Source organism: Sphingomonas adhaesiva (genome assembly GCF_036946125.1).
GTDB lineage: Bacteria > Pseudomonadota > Alphaproteobacteria > Sphingomonadales > Sphingomonadaceae > Sphingomonas > Sphingomonas adhaesiva_A.
On record NZ_JAQIJT010000001.1, the window covers coordinates 582,501 to 601,046 of the forward strand.

An 18,546-nucleotide genomic window follows, 5' to 3' on the forward strand; every position below is an offset into this window, starting at 1 on the left:
GGTTAATATTCCGCAGCCTGGTGGTGTGTGACGGATGGTGTGTGTTGTACGGCCTTAACGGATTGGCCGTGCTTCGAAACTGTCCCGGGAAATAGCCCCACCGTATAGACCGTACCCGAAACCGACACAGGTGGTCTGGTAGAGTATACCAAGGCGCTTGAGAGAAGTGTCCTGAAGGAACTCGGCAAATTGCCTCCGTACCTTCGGAAGAAGGAGGCCCTGTATGAGCGCAAGCTTTTGCAGGGGGCACAGGCCAGGGGGGTAGCGACTGTTTAGCAAAAACACAGGGCTCTGCTAAGTCGGCTTCAAGACGACGTATAGGGCCTGACGCCTGCCCGGTGCCTGAAGGTTAAGTGGAGGGGTGCAAGCTCTGAAATGAAGCCCAGGTAAACGGCGGCCGTAACTATAACGGTCCTAAGGTAGCGAAATTCCTTGTCGGGTAAGTTCCGACCTGCACGAATGGCGTAACGACTTCCCCACTGTCTCCAGGACATGCTCAGCGAAATTGAATTCTCCGTGAAGATGCGGAGTACCCGCGGTTAGACGGAAAGACCCCGTGCACCTTTACTGCAGCTTCAGAGTGGCATTAGGAAAGAACTGTGTAGCATAGGTGGGAGGCTTTGAAGCATTGGCGCCAGCCGGTGTGGAGCCATAGGTGAAATACCACCCTGTTGTTTTCTGATGTCTAACCTCGTTCCGTGAAGCCGGAACAGGGACCCTCTGTGGCGGGTAGTTTGACTGGGGCGGTCGCCTCCTAAAGAGTAACGGAGGCGCGCGATGGTGGGCTCAGGTCGGTTGGAAACCGACTGTTAGAGTGCAATGGCATAAGCCCGCCTGACTGCGAGACTGACAAGTCGAGCAGAGACGAAAGTCGGTCATAGTGATCCGGTGGTCCCTCGTGGAAGGGCCATCGCTCAACGGATAAAAGGTACGCCGGGGATAACAGGCTGATAACCCCCAAGAGCTCATATCGACGGGGTTGTTTGGCACCTCGATGTCGGCTCATCACATCCTGGGGCTGGAGCAGGTCCCAAGGGTTTGGCTGTTCGCCAATTAAAGTGGTACGTGAGCTGGGTTCAGAACGTCGCGAGACAGTTTGGTCCCTATCTGCCGTGGGCGTCGAAATTTGAGAGGAGTTGACCCTAGTACGAGAGGACCGGGTTGAACGTACCTCTGGTGTACCTGTCGTCGTGCCAACGGCGCAGCAGGGTAGCTATGTACGGACGGGATAACCGCTGAAAGCATCTAAGCGGGAAGCCTCCCTCGAGATAAGATTTCACAGGACGGTGAAAGACCATCACCTCGATAGATCGGATGTGGAAGTGCGGTAACGCATGGAGCTAACCGATACTAATCGTCCTATTCGCGCTTGAGAGCTCCACACCCCCAACATCAACGTTGGTGGCAGTGTCAGCCTCACCCAGATACAAGAGTGCATCGATTTTGACCCACACGCTCCCCGGCCCCACAGCCGGGAAGCGCGATACGCGACGCTTCATTGCCTGGTGGCCATAGCGTCGGTGAACCACCCGATCCCATCCCGAACTCGGCCGTGAAACCCGACCGCGCCAATGGTACTACTGCCTAAGCAGTGGAAGAGTAGGTCGCTGCCAGGCATTGAAGCCTCGCGTATCCAAAGAACCCATCCACATCGTCACAACACGCCCTCGGAGCCAAAAACTCCCGGCGCGGGGTGGAGCAGCCCGGTAGCTCGTCAGGCTCATAACCTGAAGGTCACAGGTTCAAATCCTGTCCCCGCAACCATCTTGATCTGTTCAGCCTCGAACGCTCCAGCGTTCGGGGCTTTTTTCTTTTTAGAGCCGTTTGTCATCTGACGGGCTCATAGCCTGCGTGGCGAAGGTAGTTGGCGCATTCGGCGGGCGGGAAGTCGTCGAGAAGGCGGCCGATGCGGTTCCACAGGCCATCTCGGGTTGACGTGACCCCCGCCTTTCATCCAGCGGCAACCAGAGACCGACCGGTGTTGTCGCGCATGAGCGCAGGTGAAGCAACGGGCGGGGTTAACCCCGCCCGTTGCTGTTCGAGCCCGGCAGCGAACGCAGCCGGGGTATCGTAGCCGAGCGAGGAGTGTGGCCGCTCGGTGTTGTAGTCGTCGACCCAGCGCGTCAGGATCGAGCGGGCCTGACCGATGGTGAAGAACAGCGTCTCGTTGAGCAGCTCATCGCGCATGCGACCATTGAAGCTCTCGACGAACCCGTTCTGCGTCGGCTTGCCCGGCGCGATGTAATGCCACTCGATGCCGGTATCGCCGGACCAGGCGAGCACCGCGTTGGAGGTCAGTTCGGTCCCATTGTCGCTGACGATCATCTTCGGCCTGCCACGCTCGGCGATCAGATCGGCCAGCTCGCGCACGACGCGCCGGCCCGAGATCGACGTGTCCACCACCGCCCGGAGGCATTCGCGCGTCACGTCGTCGACGATGTTGAGCACGCGGAACCGCCGGCCGGTGACGAGCTGGTCGTGCACGAAGTCCAGGCTCCAGCGCTGGTTCGGGAGCGCCAGCACCGGCGCGGGTGCCCGGCTGCCTGTAGCACGCCTTCGTCCTTTACGGCGACGCACCGTCAGTCATGCCGGGTCATCGATCCCCCGGATCGATGCCTGTTCCGGCACGATCCTCGCGGTAGAGCCGCTGGGTCTTCTTGCGGTTGATCGTGATGCCGTCCCGGCGAAGCAGGATGTGCAGCCGCCGATAGCCGAACCGCCGGCGCTGCTGCGCCAGCTCGCGCAGCCGCGACCGCAGGTCGCCATCATCTGCCCGGCACGAGCGATACCGCATGCTCGTGCGATCCGCTCCGACAACGGTACACGCCCGCCGCTCGCTCATCCCCAACGTCGCCTGGAGATGCGCGACCGCTTGTCGCTTCGCGGCGGGCGTCACCACTTTTTTGACAGCAGGTCTTTCAACCCCGCATTGTCGAGCATCGTGTCCGCAAGCAGCCGCTTGAGCCGGGCATTCTCTTCCTCGAGCGACCTCAGCCGCTTCGCGTCGGATACCTCCAGACCGCCGAACTTCGCCTTCCAGGCGTAGTAGGTCGCGCTCGACATGCCGTGCTTGCGGCACAGCTCCGTCACCACCGCACCCGCCTCGGCCTCCTTCAGGATCCCGATGATCTGCTCTTCCGAAAACTGCTTCCGCTTCATTCCGTCCGTCCCTTCAAGGGCCGGTCTCTAGGTCCAGGTGGATGAAGAAACGGGGGTCACGTCAGTCCCTCCTTAGAAGCGGAACTGCGCCGAGACGCCGACCAGTCGGAAGGAATTCTCGCTGACGATCTGGGCGGTGGTGTGATAAGCCGGGGTCGTAGCCGTCGCGGCCGCCTGGCCGATGGGAGAGTCGAACAGCAGCACCGGCTCGCGCACGTCGAACAGGTTCTTGGCGAAGATCGCGAATTCGAATCTGTCGTCCGCGGAGCGGAGGCCGACCCGGCTGCCGACGATCCAGTGCGGGCGGAAGGTCACGCGCTCGGTCGAGGTCGTGTCGTAGCGCACCCGCGACCGATAGGTGCCGTCGCTCCCGACGAAGAAGTTCAGCGCGCCGGTCACCGGCACTTGATACTGGCCGGCCAGCGACGCCTTCCACCGCGGGCTGTTGATCAGCTGCTGACCGCCCAGATTGCCGCCGTCGGTGCCGCGATAGCCGGCCGGATAGACGGCATGCGTGTAGGCCACGCCGGCATTGAAGGTCAGCCCCTCGAACAGCTCGCCAAACGCGGAGACCTCGACGCCCTTGCTGCGGACCTTGTCGATGTTCTGCGGCGTGCAGACCTGGCCCGCGGTCGCACTCGCCTGACAGATCTGCGCCTGATAATTCTTCACGTCGACGAGGAAGGCATTGAGGTCGTAGCCCCATTTGCCGGCGAACAGCGATCCCTTCAGTCCCAGTTCGTAGGCAGTCGGAATCTCGGGCTTGATGTAGATCGGAATCGCCGCAGGGGTCGAGGTGTCGTTGAAGGTCTGCCCCTTGAAGCCTTCGCTCACCGTCGCATACAGCGTCTGGCGCGGCGCGACGTCATACTGGCCGCCGAGGCGCCACGAGAAGTCGGTCACCCCGCGGCGCGCGCTGAAGACGCGGCCAGTGGTCGGGATATAGTTGGTCGCCGAGACGGTGTTGCGCGTCAGCCGCCCGCCGACGATCGCGCGCAGCGAACCGGCGAGGTGGATGGTGGCCTGTCCGAAGCCGGCGACGGACTCCGTCGAGGGCGTCTGGATATAACGCGTGACGACCGGCGCCGGCAAGAAGAACAGCGACAGAGCGCTGGTGTAGTCATACTTCTGCGAGAAGCGGCTGTAGAAGCCGCCCGCGACCCATTCGACCATATTGCCGGTCGGCGAGGTCAGTCGCAGCTCCTGCGAGTAGAGTTCCTGATTGCGCGGCGTCGGCCCGAACTTGATGTTCGCGAAGGGGACGGAGGGCGAGCTGGTCGGCAGGTGGTCGATCGTGCGTTGCGCCGTGTTGTCCGACGCGCGATAGGCGGAGATGGAGGTGAGCGTCAGGCCACCAATGTCGAGGTCGATCTGGCCCGAGAAGCCATAGAGGTCCTCGCGGACGAAGTCGGGCGTGGGCGTGCAGACGTCGGCGTTCTTGGGACCGATCGCAACGCCGCAATTGGCGAGGACGCGAAGCAGCGTCGGGTTGTTGGTCTCGCGGTAGGAGAAGAAGGGCGTGTTGTTCGCGACTGTTCGATTGTATTCGGCGGCTAGATTGATGGTGACGGCATCGTTCGGCTGCACCAGCAGCCGTGCGCGCAGGCCAAAATCGTCGTTGTCGCCATCCTTGCCGAGCAGGACGTTGCGGTTGAGGCCGTTGACGTTGTCGTAATGGCCCGCGAGGCGCAACGCGGCCTGATCGCCAAGCGGCACGTTAAGCGACAGCTGGTTGATCCACCGTCCGTAACGCGAGCCGGCGAAATCGTCGCCGGACACTTCCGTGCGGTACATGCCGGAAAATTCGCCGATCTTGGGCGCGGTCGTCGTGATGTTGATGACGCCGGCGGACACGCTCTGGCCAAACAGCGTTCCTTGCGGGCCGCGCAGCACCTCGACACGGGCGACGTCGAACAGGTTGAGTAGGGGAATATTGCCCTGCGGAACGCCATCGATGACGAGGCTGGTCGACGGCTCGCCCGACGAGGCGGTGATCGTCGTGCCGAGGCCGCGAATGAACGCGCCACCGCCGGGTGACTGGCCGGGTGCGCCGAACTCGAGCGCGGGGGCAACGCGCTTCAGATCGGTGACCGAGGTGATCTGCTGGCGCTCGAGCTGCGACTGGTCGACGACGGTGATGGCGATCGGCACGTCGCGCACCGACTGCGACCTTTTCTGCGCGGTGACGATGATGTCACCGTTCTCGACCTGATTTTCGGCCGCCGCGCCGGTGGTGACGGTGGTCGACTGATCCTGCGCCAGTGCCGGCGACGCGGCGAGCAACCCGGCGGCAGTCGAGGTCAGGAACATCGCGCGAAGCGCCATCATACATCCTCCCATGTTCGATCATAGCGCCATGATGCGCTCTTGATCAGAAGTACTATTCTAGTTCTTATTTGTCGTCAACGGCTGACGTCGCGTCTTCCGGTTCACCGGGGAGAGGCACGTCGCCCTCGGCGTGAGATGGCTGCCGGACGACGCGCTGATCGATCCGGCCGAATGCCTCGCCCGCCTGCATCGCGACGCGGTCGCCGAACAACAGAAAGGGCGTGCGCGGCGTGCCATGCGCGATCATCTCGATCGCGCGCCGCTCCGAGAGGCAGGTTGAGCCGACTCGTTCGTGGTCCGGGTTGGACACCGTGCCGGAACCGATGATCGTCCCCGCCGGAAGATCGCGGGTACGGGCGGCATGGGCGATCAGCTCATGAAAGCCAAACTCCATCGCGCTGCCATGTGGATGGCCGAATGGCTGACCGTTGACCTCGACCGTAAGCGGCAGGCAGACGCGTCCGTCGCGCCACGCTTCGCACAGCCCATCCGGCGTGACCGCGAAGGGCGCGACCGAACAAGCGGGCTTGGCCTGTATCCAGCCGAACCCTGTCTTCATCTCGACGGGCGCGATCGCGCGCAGCGACCAATCGTTGACGAGCAGGATCAGCCGGACATGCGCCAGCGCCTCGTCCGCGGTGCAGCCCATCCGCACGTCGCCGGTGACGACCGCGAATTCGCCCTCGAAGTCGATACCGTCGGCTTCGCTTGGGAACGGCACGTCCTCGCGGCCAGACATGAAACGGTGCGACATGCCCTGATACATGAGCGGGCGGTCGATTTCGATTGGGGGCAGGCCGAACGCCCGCTGCATCAGCGCGCCGTGCGTCGGAAAGGCGGAGCCGTCGAGCCATTGCCATGCGCGCGGCAGCGGCGCGAGCAGGGTGGCCGGGTCGAGCGGTTCGCCCTGACCCGCATCCAGCCGCTCCGCCAGCGCGCGCAACATCGGCTCGTTGTGCGCCCAGTCGTCGAGCGCGGTTTGGAGGCTCGTGCCTGCGGGAAGGCAGCGTTCGGCATCGCCGGACACCACGACCAGCGCACCGTCTCGGCTGCCATCGGCGCGTGTCGCGAGCCTCACTGGCCGTCCTCGAAGATCGCGACGGCGCGCGTCCAGCCGGCCGAGCCGCGCTTCACCTTTGCGGGGAAGCAGGAGACGGTGAAGCCGTGATAGGGCAGCTGGTCGAGGTTCGTCAGCTTTTCCATGTGGCAATAGCCGATGTCGCGACCCGCCTTGTGCCCTTCCCAGATCAGCGAAGTGTCGCCCGTTTCGGCGACCTTGCGCGCGGTCGCGGCGAAGGGCGCATCCCAGCTCCAGGCGTCGGTGCCGGTGACGCGCACGCCGCGCGTCGTCAGCCACATCGTCGCCTCATAGCCGATGCCGCACCCCTTGCCGAGGAAGTCGGGCCGGCCGAGCGCCGCACCGGCGGCGGTGTTGACCAGCACGATGTCGAGCGGCTGCACCGCATAGCCGATCCGGTCGAACTCGGCCGCCATCTCATCCGCGGTGACGACATGGCCATCGGGGAAGTGGCGGAAATCGAGCTTCACACCGGGTCGGAAGCACCAGTCGAGCGGCACCTCGTCGATGGTGATCGCCGGCCGCCCGCCAGCGATCAGCGCCTCGTCCATCGTCGGGTGATAATGCCACGGCGCGTCGAGGTGCGTGCCGTTGTGCGTGGTCAGCGTCAGTGTTTCCGACGCCGCGAAACCCTGGGCGCCGGGGATCTGTTCGGCAGTGACGCCGGGAAAGAAGGTCTGCACCTCCGCCACCGTCTGCTCATGCGTCTGATAGGCGATGCTGGGGCGCATGAAGGGGGGATCGGTCACTACTTCAGGATCGAGGGTGATCGACAGGTCCAGAAAGCGACGGGCCATGGTGGCGTCCTTCGTGATCGAGGGGTCAGCGTTTGGGGGTGGTCGCCAGCCGCCGGTTCTGCTCGCGCCAGCGTAGGAAGGCGTCGAACCAGCCGGCCGTCGACGTGCCCGGACGGCCGAGGCCGAAGCCATGGCCGGCCTGCTGATAGAGGTGGAACTCGACCGGCCGCTTGGCGCGATACCATGACGAGATGAGCCCCAGCGACGGGTCCATCAGGAAATCGTCGGCGGCGATCGCCACGAACATCGGCGGCGCGTCGGCGGGCACGTCGCGTGCGGTCATCCGCGGATAGATCGGCGCGATGAAGGCGGGGCGATCCGCCGGCGGCAGCTTCAGCACCGTGGTCAGGGTCAGGAATGCGCCGGCGGAGAAACCCATCATGCCGACGCGCGCCGGATCGATCCCATAGTCGTCGGCATGCGCGCGGACGTAGCGCAGCCCGGCTGCGGCGTCCTCCAATGCCCGGTCGGGCGTGTCGGCGGGAGGGGGGAAGGCGGAGGGCTTGCCCACCATGGCCGCGGCGACGCCGTCGCGGAACGCGTCGAAGGACGTCGGCGTCGGCAAGAGCCGATATTTCAGCACGAACGCCGCGATGCCGCGATCGGCGAGCGCCTGCGCCACCGCCCAGCCTTCGTTCTCGATCGCCAGTCCGCGAAAGCCGCCGCCGGGCGCAACGATGACCGCTTCGCCGGTGGCGAGGTTGGCCGGCGGGATGAAGGGCAGGAGCGTCGCCTGTCCGACGTTGCGGACCTGATAATAGCCGCCGTCGCGGAACCAGTTCTCCGCCGGCAGATCGCGTGAGCGTGGCGTGGACAACGTGATCTCACCGGCCTTCACCGGCGTCGGCGCCGGCGCGAAATGGGGCACTGGCACCTGCGCCGCGGCGGCGGCGAGCGGTGTTGCGATCAAGGCCGCCAGCGCCACATGGTTCATCATCCTGCGCATCGATTGCCCCTCCTTCTCGTCGTTTTTTTTCAGCGTGCTCAGGCGGTGTGACAGCCCAGCGTCTCGGCGAACCAGTCGGAAATCAGGTCGCGGCCATAGGCCATGTTGTCCGCGCCGACATGTTCGACGCCCCCTTCCCGGGGGGTGAAGATCACCTTTTCCCGGCGAGGCGAGTTGACGAGCTGGTCGTAGAGGTCGTCGGCATATTTCGGGCTGATCTGGCGATCGTTGACGCCGTGGGTGACGAGGAACGGCACCCTGATCCGGTCCATGTGGCCGTTGAGGTTCATCGCCTCCGACCGGCGCAGGAAATCCTGCTGATCGCTCGCGCCGAACGCCCAATGTACGTGCTTCCAGTAATGGGGAACCGGGTTCTCGCCCTCGCGGGCCATGCGCCTGTCCTGCACCTCGCGCCAATTGTGGTTTGCGCCCCAGACGGCGCCGCTTGCGAAGCGGGGTTCGTAGGCGACCGCGCGCGGCGCGAAATGACCGCCGAGCGAGATGCCGGTCATGCCGATCCGGGCAGGATCGACATCGTCCTGCGTTTCCAGCCAGTCCACCGCACGGCTCGCCCAGTGTTCGCTGTGCGGATCGACCGGCAGGTTCTGGAGGCGCAGCGCCTCGCCGGAGCCGGGCTGGTCGACGCAGAGCGTGGAGATGCCGCGCCGGGCGAGCTCCTGCGGCAGCCGCGTCCAGTATAGCAGCTCCTTGCAGCTATCGAGGCCGTTGCAGAACACCACCACCGGCTTGCGTCCTTCGCCCGGCGCACGGGTGAACAGCGCCGGCATGGTGCCGATCGCGAGCGGTATCTCGACCCGCTCGCGATTGAGCTGCCCGAGCTTTGTCGAGCGGGCGAAGGCGTCGAGGGCCGCGGCATAGGTCGCCTCCCGTCCCGGCGCGCCATGGCCCTGCATGCGCTCCGCCGTGATTAAGTACAGGCTGGCGCGTTCGAGCTTGTTGGAGGCGGAGAAGGCGCGGCCCTTAGCCTCGTCCTCGGCGGCGAGCGCGACCAGCTTCTCGCCCATCGCCGCCCATTGCTTCATGAAGGCGGGCGTGCCCGCATCCGCGCCGTTCGCGGCGGCGTCGCGGATCGGCTGGCACATGTCGATGATCTCGCCGAGCTGAGCGCCCGATTCCATCGCGATCGCGACCGACAGGTTCCAGATATAATTGGGAAAATATTCGAAGAGCGCCATCGTCGTTACACCACTGCCGCCTGCCACAGCCCGGCATCGGGCGATGGCTTGGGCATGGTCTGCGGGCCGCCATAGCCCGAGCCCCATTGGTCCATCTTCTCGGGCGAGGGCACATGGACGGTGTGCTCGTGGTGGTCGTCGTCGACCTCCTCCAGCTCCGACGTATATTCGACGACATTCTCGTTGGGCGTGGTAAAGTAGCTGAAGGTGTTGTTGCCCGCGGTATGGCGGCCCGGCCCCCATTTGATGTCGACCGCGTTCTTCTTCAGCCGGCCGATCCCGCGCATCATGTCGTCGAGCGTCAGCACGTCATAGGCGACATGGTTGAAGCAGGGCGGCCCCGGCAGGAAGGCGAGCCGGTGGTGCCAGCTGTTGCAGCGCATGAAGCACATGAAATCGCCCAGCCAGTCCGACACGCGGAAACCCAGCGCCCTTTCGTACCAGGCGACCAGCGCCTTGTGGTCGGGGGAATGCATGACGACGTGGCTGATCTTGACCGGGATCGCCTCGCCGCGGGTCACCTCGCGCTTGGCGCCGCGCTCGACATCGGCTGAGATCTGGAGCGTGAAGCCGTTGGGATCGAAGAAGCGGAAGCCATAGCCGCCGCCCAGCGTCTCCAATTCATGCGGTTCGCTGATGATCTTGCCGTCGTTCGCCTTCACCTGCTCGAACAAGGCGTCGACATCGCCGCGCGTCTCCGCCGCCCAGCCGATCACGTCGATCCGCTGCGTGGCGTCCTGGCGCAGGCGGACGACGTATTTCTCGTCAGTGCCGGCAGCGGCGAAATAGGCCATGCCGTCGTCGGACGGCACTTCGGTGAGGCCCCAGACCTCGCTGTAGAATCGGCGCTCGGCCTCCAGATCGGGGACGGCATAACCGACGAAACGGATTTCGGACACGCGGGCCATTGGCACTCTCCTCGGCTATTATAGAATTGCTATTCTAGTTGAAATGCAGGTCGATGTGGAGAGGCAAATCGTCGCTCGCCGTGCCGATCAGCAGGCGGTGCGAGCCGGACGGGCGATGCCACTCGCCATCGCGCCAGCGACGCAGGGCGAAGGGGTCGACATGGATCGACACAGACCGGCCATCACCGGCTGCGACCATTGCCTTGGCGAAGCCGGCCAGCGCGCCATCCTCGCGATAGACCTGCACGACCGCGGCGGTGTCGCGCGGACCGTCGTTGGCACAGTCTACGGTCAGCGTTGCGCCGCCCTCGCGCGTCGCCGCGCCGTGCACAGCCGTCGGACGCACACGGCCGTAGCCGAGGCCGCTGCCGAAGGCGTGAGCCGGGGCGATGCCCCGCGCGGTGAAGCCGCGATGGCCGACGTCCAGCCCTTCCGCATAGCGGACGCGTCCTTCGGCATCGGGAATTGCGTCGAAGGCGGGATAGTCCGCATCGTGTGCGGCGATGGTCAGCGGCAGCCGGCCGGAGGGTTCGCGGGCGCCGGTCAGTACGTCGGCCAGCGCGGGGCCGAAGGCTTCGCCGGGATACCAGATCACCATCAGCGCCGCCGCGCCATCCGCCATCGCTGAATCGAAGGCATGGGCGACGTTGACCGCAACCGCGACGCGCGGGTTGGCGGCGATCACCTTCGCCGCCAGCCGCTGCTGATCCGCGGGAAGGGCGTTGGTATCGCGGTCCTTGCTCTCCACGCCCGAGTCCGCGGTTTCGCCCAGAACGAGCAGCACCGCATCCGCCTCTTGCGCCAGCGCCTCCGCCTCGGCGAGCAAAGTCTCCGCGTCGCCGGGGGCACGCAGCCCGTACCACAGGCCCTGCGCGCGGGCCGGCTCGAAGCGCAGCTCGGCATCGATGCGTACCGGCATGCCCGCGACGAGATCGACATCGACCGTCTCGCTGTCGCCACCCTTGAGCACGCCCATGATGTCGGCCGGCGCGATATGGCGGTCGGCGGCGAAGATCTCGCGTCCGTCGAGCAGCAGGCGCACCGAGCCGGTGCCGCCGATATGCAGGCGGTGCGTGCCCGATACGGCGGGCGTGACGATCCCGCTCGCCCGCACCCCGCCGGCGCGGTCGAAGGCGCCCACGCCCGGCATTCCGCCGAACCAGGTCAGCGAGTTGGTGTTGCGCGTCTCGCTGCCCAGCGGCGCGGCGGTGAAATCATGGCCGGCGAAATAGTCGACGGTCATGCCCGGGGCCCCGTCGCCGGTCGCCTTCGCACGCATCGCCGGCAGCCGGGGCGAGGGATCGCAGCCGGGCGCGAAGCGGACCCTGTCGGCGCCGTAGGCGTTGGCCAGCGCGTCGAGCGCGGACACGGCATCGGGGCGCGGCGACACCTTGGCGAAGGTGCCGCCCTGAAGACAGGGCGCGGCGGCGTTGGGGCCGATCACCGCGAGCGTGCGGACGCTGCCCGGCGCGATCGGCAACAGGCCGCCCTCGTTGCGCAGCAGCACGAAGCTGGCCGCGGTCGCCTCGGTCAGGATCGCGTCACGGTCGCCTGGTTCGGGACCGGAATCGCCGCCTGCGTACAGACTCGCGGCCTCGGCGACGCGCCGCGCCGCGTCGGTCACCACATCGGCGTCCACCGCACCCGCGTCGATCGCCGCGGCCAGCTTCGCGCCGTAGAAACGGGCGGGGCCGGGCATTTCGAGGTCGAGCCCCGCCGCCATCGCCGGTGCGGTGGAGACGGTGCCGAACCAGTCGCTGACGGTGAAACCGCGATAGCCCCAGTCCCTGCGAACGATCGTCGTCAGCAGGTGCGCATGCTCCGCACAGTGCGTGCCGTTCAGCTTGTTGTACGCCGCCATCAGCCCGGCGCTGCCCGCCCGCGCGGCCATCTCGAACGGCAGCAGATAGATTTCGCGCAACGGCGCTTCGTCGATCTCCGCGCTGAATCGGTCGCGGGCGGTCTCGCTGTCGTTGCACACCAGATGCTTGGCGACGGCGCCGACACGCCGGCTCTGCAATCCGCCGAGCCATGCCACGCCGAGCGTGCCCGCGAGCAACGGGTCCTCACCGAACAGCTCGAAGGCGCGGCCGCCGGTGGGCGTGCGCTGGAGGTTGAGGTTGGGCGCGAGCAGCAGGTCGACACCCTGTCGCTTGGCCTCGCCGCCGACCAGCGCGCCGACCTTGGCGACCAGATCGCGGTCCCAGGTCGCCGCCAGCGCGACGGGGGCAGGGGTGAGGATCGAGATGTCGCGTTCGTCGACGCGCCCGCTCGCTATCCCCATCGGGCCATCTGCCATGCGCGCGGAGGGTGCGCCGGCGGCCGCGGCCGTCGACCACATGTCCCGCCCGACGGTCAGCGTGATCGCCTCGTCCCGGGTCATCGCGCGGCGCCCGCAAGGAACAGGATCTGCTCCGCCTGCAACGCGACCTGTCGCGTCAGCGCATTGTCGATCAGTCGCCCGTCCTCGTCGAAGGGCCGTTGCTCCGCGCTGTTCAAGGCGATGCCGATCGGTGTGGGCCAGCCACGCATCGCATGGACGATGCCGCGCAGCGCCTGAAGCGTGACGCCGCACGCCTGCCAGCCGGCGGCCGACACGACCAGGCCGACGGCGCGTCGATCGAAATAGACGCGGGTGTCCGCGTTCAGATCCTCGAGCAGGTCGATCGCATTCTTGACCAGCCCCGACACGCCGCCGTGATAACCGGGCGTGCCGATGACGAGGCCGTCGCATTCGCGAACCGCCGCCACGAAGTCGCGCTGTGCCTCCGTGCGCTCCGGGATTTCGGGTGCGAAATGCGGCAGCGCCGCGAGGTCCGCGCCGCCGAACATGCGCGTCGTCGCCCCGCGATCCTCACAGGCCGCAAGAACCGCCCGCACCAGCCGCTCGCCGGAGGAGCCGGGGCGGGTGGTGCCGCCGATGCCGACGACGCGCGGGCCGCTCATCGGCCGTTGCCAAGCGCGGGCATGACCTCGCGCGCCAGCAGGTCGAGCGTGCGATTGCCCCATTCCAGCCGCTGCGGCGTCACCGGGCCCGTGGTGGTGCCGCACAGGATGTTGCCGATGCCGAGTTCGGCGTAAGGCTGAAGATGCTCGCGCACCGTCTTCGCGCTGCCATACAGGCACCAGGTCGCGATCCAGTCCTCCGTCAGCGCCTGTGGGGTCTTGTCGGTCTTGGTGTTGGCGGCATCGACCTCGGCCTTGTCGCCGTACAGCTTCTCGCGATCGAGTGCCGCCTGATAGGCGGTCAGGATCTGTTCCAGCTCCTCGCGCGCCTGTTCGTCGCTCTCGGCGATATGGACGCACTGATAGGAATGCGTCGTCCAGGACAGCGCGTCGGCGACCGTCGCCTCGTCATGGCCGGCGGCCAGCAGCATGTCCCGATAGGCGGTGAAATATTTTGTGACGTGCTTCAGCGGCTCGGTGCCGCCGATGTTGGGTGGGGTGAAGGCCGGGATAAAGGCGGGCCAGCCATTCTCCGCGGCGCGGCGCGCGCTCGTCTCCTTCATCGCGACCGGCATCAGCCGGGCGTGACGCGGCGTGTAGGCGGCCGGCGCGATGCGTTGCAGCACCGTGCCCTTGTGCGGACCGTTCTCGAACTCGACCGGCGCGTCGGTCAGCTTCTTCGCCCACAGTTGCTCGGCGATCGCCAGGTTCGCCTCGGAGACGGCGGACGCCTCCTTGTAGTTGACGCCGAAGCCGATCATCTCCTCCGGCGTGGTGCCCGATCCGACGCCGACCAGGATCTTGCCGCCGGTCAGCTGGTCGAGGATGTTGATCCGTTCGACGAAGCGTACCGGACTGTGCAGCGGCACCGAGGTGACCGAAAAGCCGTAGTGCAGCCTGGGGAAACGCGCGGCAAGATAGGCCGCGAACATCATCGGGTCGCTGGCGACCGGCATATAGCCCGTGAAGTGATGGTCGGGCAGGAACACCGCATCGAAGCCCAGCGCCTCGGCACGTCCGGCATGATCGATATTGTCCAGGATGAACTGCCGGTCCTGCTCCGGCGCGGTGACGCGGCCATTCAGGAATACGGAAAAGCGCATATTGTCCTCCCCTTCTGTGCGCGGCGCTGTCACCGGCCTTGGTTGGCCGTAATTTATAGAACGAAAATTCTGATTAGCAAGCCTGTTCCGCCGACATGATTCGCCGGGCGTGGAAACGATCCAGCGCCGCTAACGGTAGCACGTTGACCAAGTGCGTCGAACAAAATAGAGTGACCATTACAAAATAGAGGACGAGGGTGTTCATGGAGCGCGAATCGGGGATACGGCCGCAGCGTCGGGCGGGGGCGATGCAGGGCATCACGCTGGCATTCGCGGGCTTCCTGCCGATCCTGTCGATCCTGTCGCTGGCCCCGGCAGTGCCGACCTTGATCGCGCACTTTCGCGACGTGCCCAATGCGGGGTTGATCGTGCCCTTGCTGGTCACCACGCCGGGACTGATGGTCGCGCTGTTGTCGCCGATCGCAGGGTTCATCGCCGATCGTTTCGGCCGCCGCCGGCCGATCCTGCTCGCGACCTTCTTCTATGCCTTCGCCGGCGCCGCGCCCGTTGTCTTCGGCGACCTGTGGGCGGTGCTGGTCTCGCGCGTGTTCGTCGGCCTTGCCGAGACGTTCGTGCTGGTGATCGTCAACGCGCTCTTCGCCGATTATTACGACGACCGGCAACGCCGGACGTGGATCACGGTGCAGGGGCTGCTCGGCCCGCTGCTCGGCGCGGCCTCGATCGCGAGCGCCGGGGCACTGGCCGGCATTCAGTGGAGCTACGTGTTCCTCGTCTACCTGCTCGCAGCTCCGATCTTTCTTGCGATGCTGTTGTGCTTCTTCGAGCCGGAGCGGACGCAGCATGGAGGTGGGACGACGGCGCGGGCTGGCAGCGCCTTCTCGTGGGGCACCGCCGCGGCCTATTGTTCGGTGACGATCTTCGCATCGATCATCTACTATGTCTTTACCGTCAACGGCGGCCTCGCGTTTCAGGCGATCGGCGTCGCCTCGCCCGCCAAGATCGGCGCGATCATGGGCGCGGCAGGGTTGGCGGTGCTGCCCGGCGCGCTGCTGTTCAACCTCCTGTCGCGGCGCTGGCCGGGCGAGCGGGTGATCGCCACCTTCCTGCTGCTGCTCGGTATCGGCACCGGCGGCATGGGCCTGTCGACGAATGTCGAGATGATGACCGTCTTCGCCTTCGTGCAGCAATTCGGTGCCGGCATGACCGTTGCCGGGCTGATCTTCTGGGTGTCGCGCCTGCTGCCGCCGCAACATCGCGGTCGCGGCTTCGGCCTCTGGACCTCCGCCTTCTTCGCCGCGCAGTTCATCAGTCCGGCGATCGTCGGCATCATCGGTGGCGCGGCGGGCGGGATCCTCGTCGCCTTTGCGGTGCTCGGCGGCCTCAGCATCCTGATGTCCGGCGTGATCCTGATGCTGGCGCACCGGCTGCCGCCGCCGCTCGCCTTCGAGCACGCCTGAGGGACGGCGAGAGGAGGACATCGCCATGCTGGCGCTGATCGGGGCGATCGCCATTGCGGGATTGCTCGCCGCCATCCTGTCGGGGCGTGTTTCGCCGATCGCGGCGCTGATCCTCGTACCGCTGGTGGCCGCCGCGATCGCGGGGCAGGGCAGCGCGATCCCCGGACAGATGATCGCGGGGATCGCTAAGATCGCGCCGGTTGCCGGCATGTTCGTCTTCGCCATCCTGTTCTTCGGCATCATGACCGATGTCGGGTTGCTTGCCCCGCTGGTCACGCTGACGCTCAGGATCGTCGGGGAAAGCCCGCCGCGGATCGCGGTGGGGACGGCGCTGCTGGCCTTGCTGATCCATCTCGACGGTTCGGGCGCGGTCTGCTTCCTCGTCACCATCCCGGCGCTTCGGCCACTCTACGAGCGGATCGGCATGGACCGGCGCGTGCTCGCCTGCACCGCGTCCATGGCGGCGGGGGTCAATTTCCTGCCCTGGACCGGACCGACGCTGCGCGCCTCGGCAGCGCTGAAGGTTCCGGTCGCCGAGTTGTTCCGGCCGATGATCCTCGTCCAGCTCTGCGGTCTCGCCTTCGTTCTCGCCGCTTCCTGGTGGCTGGGCAAGCGCGAGGAGCGGCGGCTCGCGACGATGGGTCCGGCGCGCCGCGCAGCGGCCGGCGATCCGTGCCACCATGACACTGCGCCGCCCGAAAGCGGCCTCCGCCGCCCGCAACTGCTGGCGTTCAACGCGGCGCTGACCCTCCTTGCGGTCGGGCTGATGATCGCGGGCGTGGTCGAGCCGGTCGTCGTCTTCATGGCGGCGACGGCGATCGCTCTTGTGGTGAACTTCCCCAATGCCGCCGACCAGCGCGCGCGGATCGACGCGCATGCCCATGCCGCGCTGCTGATGGCCGGCATCCTGTTCGCCGCGGGCGCTTTCACCGGGATCATGACCGGCTCGGGAATGATCGGCGCGCTGGCCGAGACGACCGGACGGCATGTCCCCCCGGCGATCGGTGGGCATCTGCCCGTCGTGGTGGGCGTGCTCGCCATGCCGCTCAGCCTCGTGTTCGACCCCGACAGCTTCTATTTCGGCGTGCTGCCGGTGATCGCGCATGTCGCCGAGCAATTCGGCACGCCGGGCGTCGCGGTCGGCCGTGCCGCGTTGCTGGGCCAGATGACGACCGGCTTTCCGATCAGCCCGCTGACTCCGGCGACCTTCCTCGTCGCGGGACTGAGCGGGATCGAGCTCGGCGCCCACCAGCGCTTTGCCATTCCGTGGCTGTTCGCGGCCAGTCTGGTGATGGTCGCCGCCGCCTTGTTGCTGGGAGCTTTGCCGTTATGAGCGCGTCACCTATCGTCCGTATCGGTGCGGGCGCCGGCTTCGCGGGCGATCGGATCGAACCCGCGATCGAGTTGCTCGAACACGGACAGCTCGATTTCATCGCCTTCGAATGCCTTGCCGAACGTACCATAGCGCTGGCGCAGGAGCGGCGGCGTGCCGACCCCGACCATGGCTATGACCCGATGCTGCTCGAGCGGATGCGCCGCGCGCTGCCGGTCGCGCGCGCCAGAGGTACGCGGATCGTCACCAATGCCGGCGCCGCCAACCCGATCGCCGCAGCGCATGCGGTGGCGGAGTTGGCGCGATCGCTGGGCCTCGGCGGCTTGCGGATTGCAGCGGTGACGGGAGACGACGTGCTGCCGCTCGTGCGGGGCGCCTCGCTGCCGCTCATCGACCCTCCCGGAACGAGCGGCGATCTAGGTCCGATCGTGTCGGCGAACGCCTATCTGGGTGCGGCGCCGATCGCCGTCGCGCTCGATCGGGGTGCCGATATCGTCATCACCGGGCGCGTCGGGGATCCGGCGCTGTTCATCGGCCCGCTGGTCCATGCCTTTGGCTGGTCGCTCGACGATCACGCGCTGATCGGGCGGGCGACGGTGATCGGCCATCTGCTCGAATGCGCCGGCCAGCTGACCGGGGGCTATTTCGCGGACGGGGATCGCAAGGCGGTGCCGGACCTCGCGCGGCTCGGCTTTCCCTTGGCCGAGGTCGCGGCGGACGCCAGCGCGATCGTCACCAAGGTGCCGGGCACGGGCGGTATCGTCTCGCTCGCCACCTGCAAGGAGCAATTGCTGTACGAGATCCTCGACCCCGCCGCCTACCACCAGGCCGACGTCATCGCCGATTTCACCTCCGTGCGACTGAGCGAGGCGGGGCCGGACAGGGTGGCGGTGTCGGGCGGCGGCGGCCGGCCGCCGAGTGGCGAGTTGAAGGTGACGATCGGGTATGATGACGGCTTTGTCGGTGAAGGCCAGATCTCCTATGCCGGGCGCGACGCCGCGACGCGTGCACGCATGGCGCTCGACATCGTGCGCGAGCGGCTGGCGCTGACCGCGGTGCCGTTGCGCGAAAGCCGGTTCGACCTGATGGGCGTGGACTCGGTCGATTTCACGGCCGGCGAAGGCGCCCCGCGCGAGGTGCGCATCCGCGTGGCCGGCCGCACCGACACTGCCGAGGCCGCGGCGGCGATCGGCGCGGAGGTGGAGGCGCTCTATACCAACGGCCCGATGGGCGGCGGCGGCGCGACGCGCTCGGTCCGCCGGGTAGTCGCCGCGGCGTCCGCGCTCGTCCCCGCTACCGCGGTGCAGACCGCCATCACGATGATCGAGGCGTGA

At 66.6% G+C, this 18,546-nt stretch carries 12 protein-coding genes, 1 tRNA gene, 2 rRNA genes and 1 pseudogene (1 of these 16 cut by a window edge); 6 read left to right on the forward strand and 10 right to left on the reverse strand.

Annotated elements, in window-relative coordinates:
- The 3 genes from PGN23_RS02955 to PGN23_RS02965 all read left to right on the forward strand — a co-directional run.
- Window positions 1–1,374: ribosomal RNA gene (locus PGN23_RS02955) — 23S ribosomal RNA — on the forward strand; it begins 1,448 nt to the left of the window's first position.
- Between the two features lie 127 nt (window positions 1,375–1,501).
- Window positions 1,502–1,616 (forward strand): 5S ribosomal RNA (gene rrf, locus PGN23_RS02960).
- 71 nt (window positions 1,617–1,687) lie between these two features.
- Window positions 1,688–1,764 (forward strand) — tRNA-Met (locus PGN23_RS02965).
- Window positions 1,765–1,950: 186 nt separating this feature from the next.
- Here PGN23_RS02965 and PGN23_RS02970 read toward each other — a convergent pair.
- The 10 genes and pseudogenes from PGN23_RS02970 to PGN23_RS03015 all read right to left on the reverse strand — a co-directional run bounded on the left by PGN23_RS02970 (window position 1,951) and on the right by PGN23_RS03015 (window position 14,461).
- A pseudogene (locus tag PGN23_RS02970) lies at window positions 1,951–3,159 on the reverse strand (IS3 family transposase).
- A gap of 72 nt (window positions 3,160–3,231) precedes the next feature.
- The gene (locus PGN23_RS02975; protein ID WP_335301350.1) at window positions 3,232–5,487 is read right to left on the reverse strand and encodes a TonB-dependent receptor; all 2,256 of its coding nucleotides are present in this window, start codon (window positions 5,485–5,487) and stop codon (window positions 3,232–3,234) included.
- 64 nt (window positions 5,488–5,551) lie between these two features.
- A complete protein-coding gene (locus PGN23_RS02980; protein WP_335301351.1) occupies window positions 5,552–6,565 on the reverse strand; it encodes a fumarylacetoacetate hydrolase family protein in 1,014 nt (337 codons plus the stop codon).
- Entirely contained in the window at window positions 6,562–7,362 is an 801-nt protein-coding gene (locus PGN23_RS02985) for a cyclase family protein (protein ID WP_335301352.1), read from the reverse strand. The genes PGN23_RS02980 and PGN23_RS02985 overlap by 4 nt, the downstream gene beginning before the upstream one ends.
- Window positions 7,363–7,387: 25 nt before the next feature.
- Window positions 7,388–8,308, reverse strand: coding sequence for an alpha/beta hydrolase (locus PGN23_RS02990; protein ID WP_335301353.1), 921 nt, complete (start codon window positions 8,306–8,308; stop codon window positions 7,388–7,390).
- Window positions 8,309–8,346: 38 nt separating this feature from the next.
- Window positions 8,347–9,504 carry an alpha/beta hydrolase family protein gene (locus PGN23_RS02995; protein WP_335301354.1) on the reverse strand — a complete coding sequence of 386 codons (1,158 nt, stop codon included), beginning with the start codon at window positions 9,502–9,504 and terminating at the stop codon, window positions 8,347–8,349.
- 5 nt (window positions 9,505–9,509) lie between these two features.
- A complete protein-coding gene (locus tag PGN23_RS03000; protein WP_335301355.1) occupies window positions 9,510–10,412 on the reverse strand; it encodes a VOC family protein in 903 nt (300 codons plus the stop codon).
- A 34-nt stretch (window positions 10,413–10,446) separates the two neighbouring features.
- Window positions 10,447–12,795 carry a glycoside hydrolase family 3 protein gene (locus tag PGN23_RS03005; RefSeq protein WP_335301356.1) on the reverse strand — a complete coding sequence of 783 codons (2,349 nt, stop codon included), beginning with the start codon at window positions 12,793–12,795 and terminating at the stop codon, window positions 10,447–10,449.
- Entirely contained in the window at window positions 12,792–13,358 is a 567-nt protein-coding gene (locus PGN23_RS03010) for an NADPH-dependent FMN reductase (protein WP_335301357.1), read from the reverse strand. The genes PGN23_RS03005 and PGN23_RS03010 overlap by 4 nt, the downstream gene beginning before the upstream one ends.
- Window positions 13,355–14,461, reverse strand: coding sequence for an LLM class flavin-dependent oxidoreductase (locus tag PGN23_RS03015; RefSeq protein ID WP_335301358.1), 1,107 nt, complete (start codon window positions 14,459–14,461; stop codon window positions 13,355–13,357). The genes PGN23_RS03010 and PGN23_RS03015 overlap by 4 nt, the downstream gene beginning before the upstream one ends.
- Before the next feature lie 203 nt (window positions 14,462–14,664).
- Here PGN23_RS03015 and PGN23_RS03020 point away from each other — a divergent pair, with 203 nt between their 5' ends.
- From PGN23_RS03020 to PGN23_RS03030, 3 genes are read left to right on the forward strand one after another with little or no spacing between them, the layout of a single operon-like run.
- Window positions 14,665–15,879 carry an MFS transporter gene (locus PGN23_RS03020; protein WP_335301359.1) on the forward strand — a complete coding sequence of 405 codons (1,215 nt, stop codon included), beginning with the start codon at window positions 14,665–14,667 and terminating at the stop codon, window positions 15,877–15,879.
- A 25-nt stretch (window positions 15,880–15,904) separates the two neighbouring features.
- Window positions 15,905–17,212 carry a CitMHS family transporter gene (locus PGN23_RS03025; protein WP_335301360.1) on the forward strand — a complete coding sequence of 436 codons (1,308 nt, stop codon included), beginning with the start codon at window positions 15,905–15,907 and terminating at the stop codon, window positions 17,210–17,212.
- Window positions 17,209–18,546 carry an acyclic terpene utilization AtuA family protein gene (locus PGN23_RS03030; RefSeq protein WP_335301361.1) on the forward strand — a complete coding sequence of 446 codons (1,338 nt, stop codon included), beginning with the start codon at window positions 17,209–17,211 and terminating at the stop codon, window positions 18,544–18,546. Before PGN23_RS03025 ends, PGN23_RS03030 begins: the two co-directional genes overlap by 4 nt.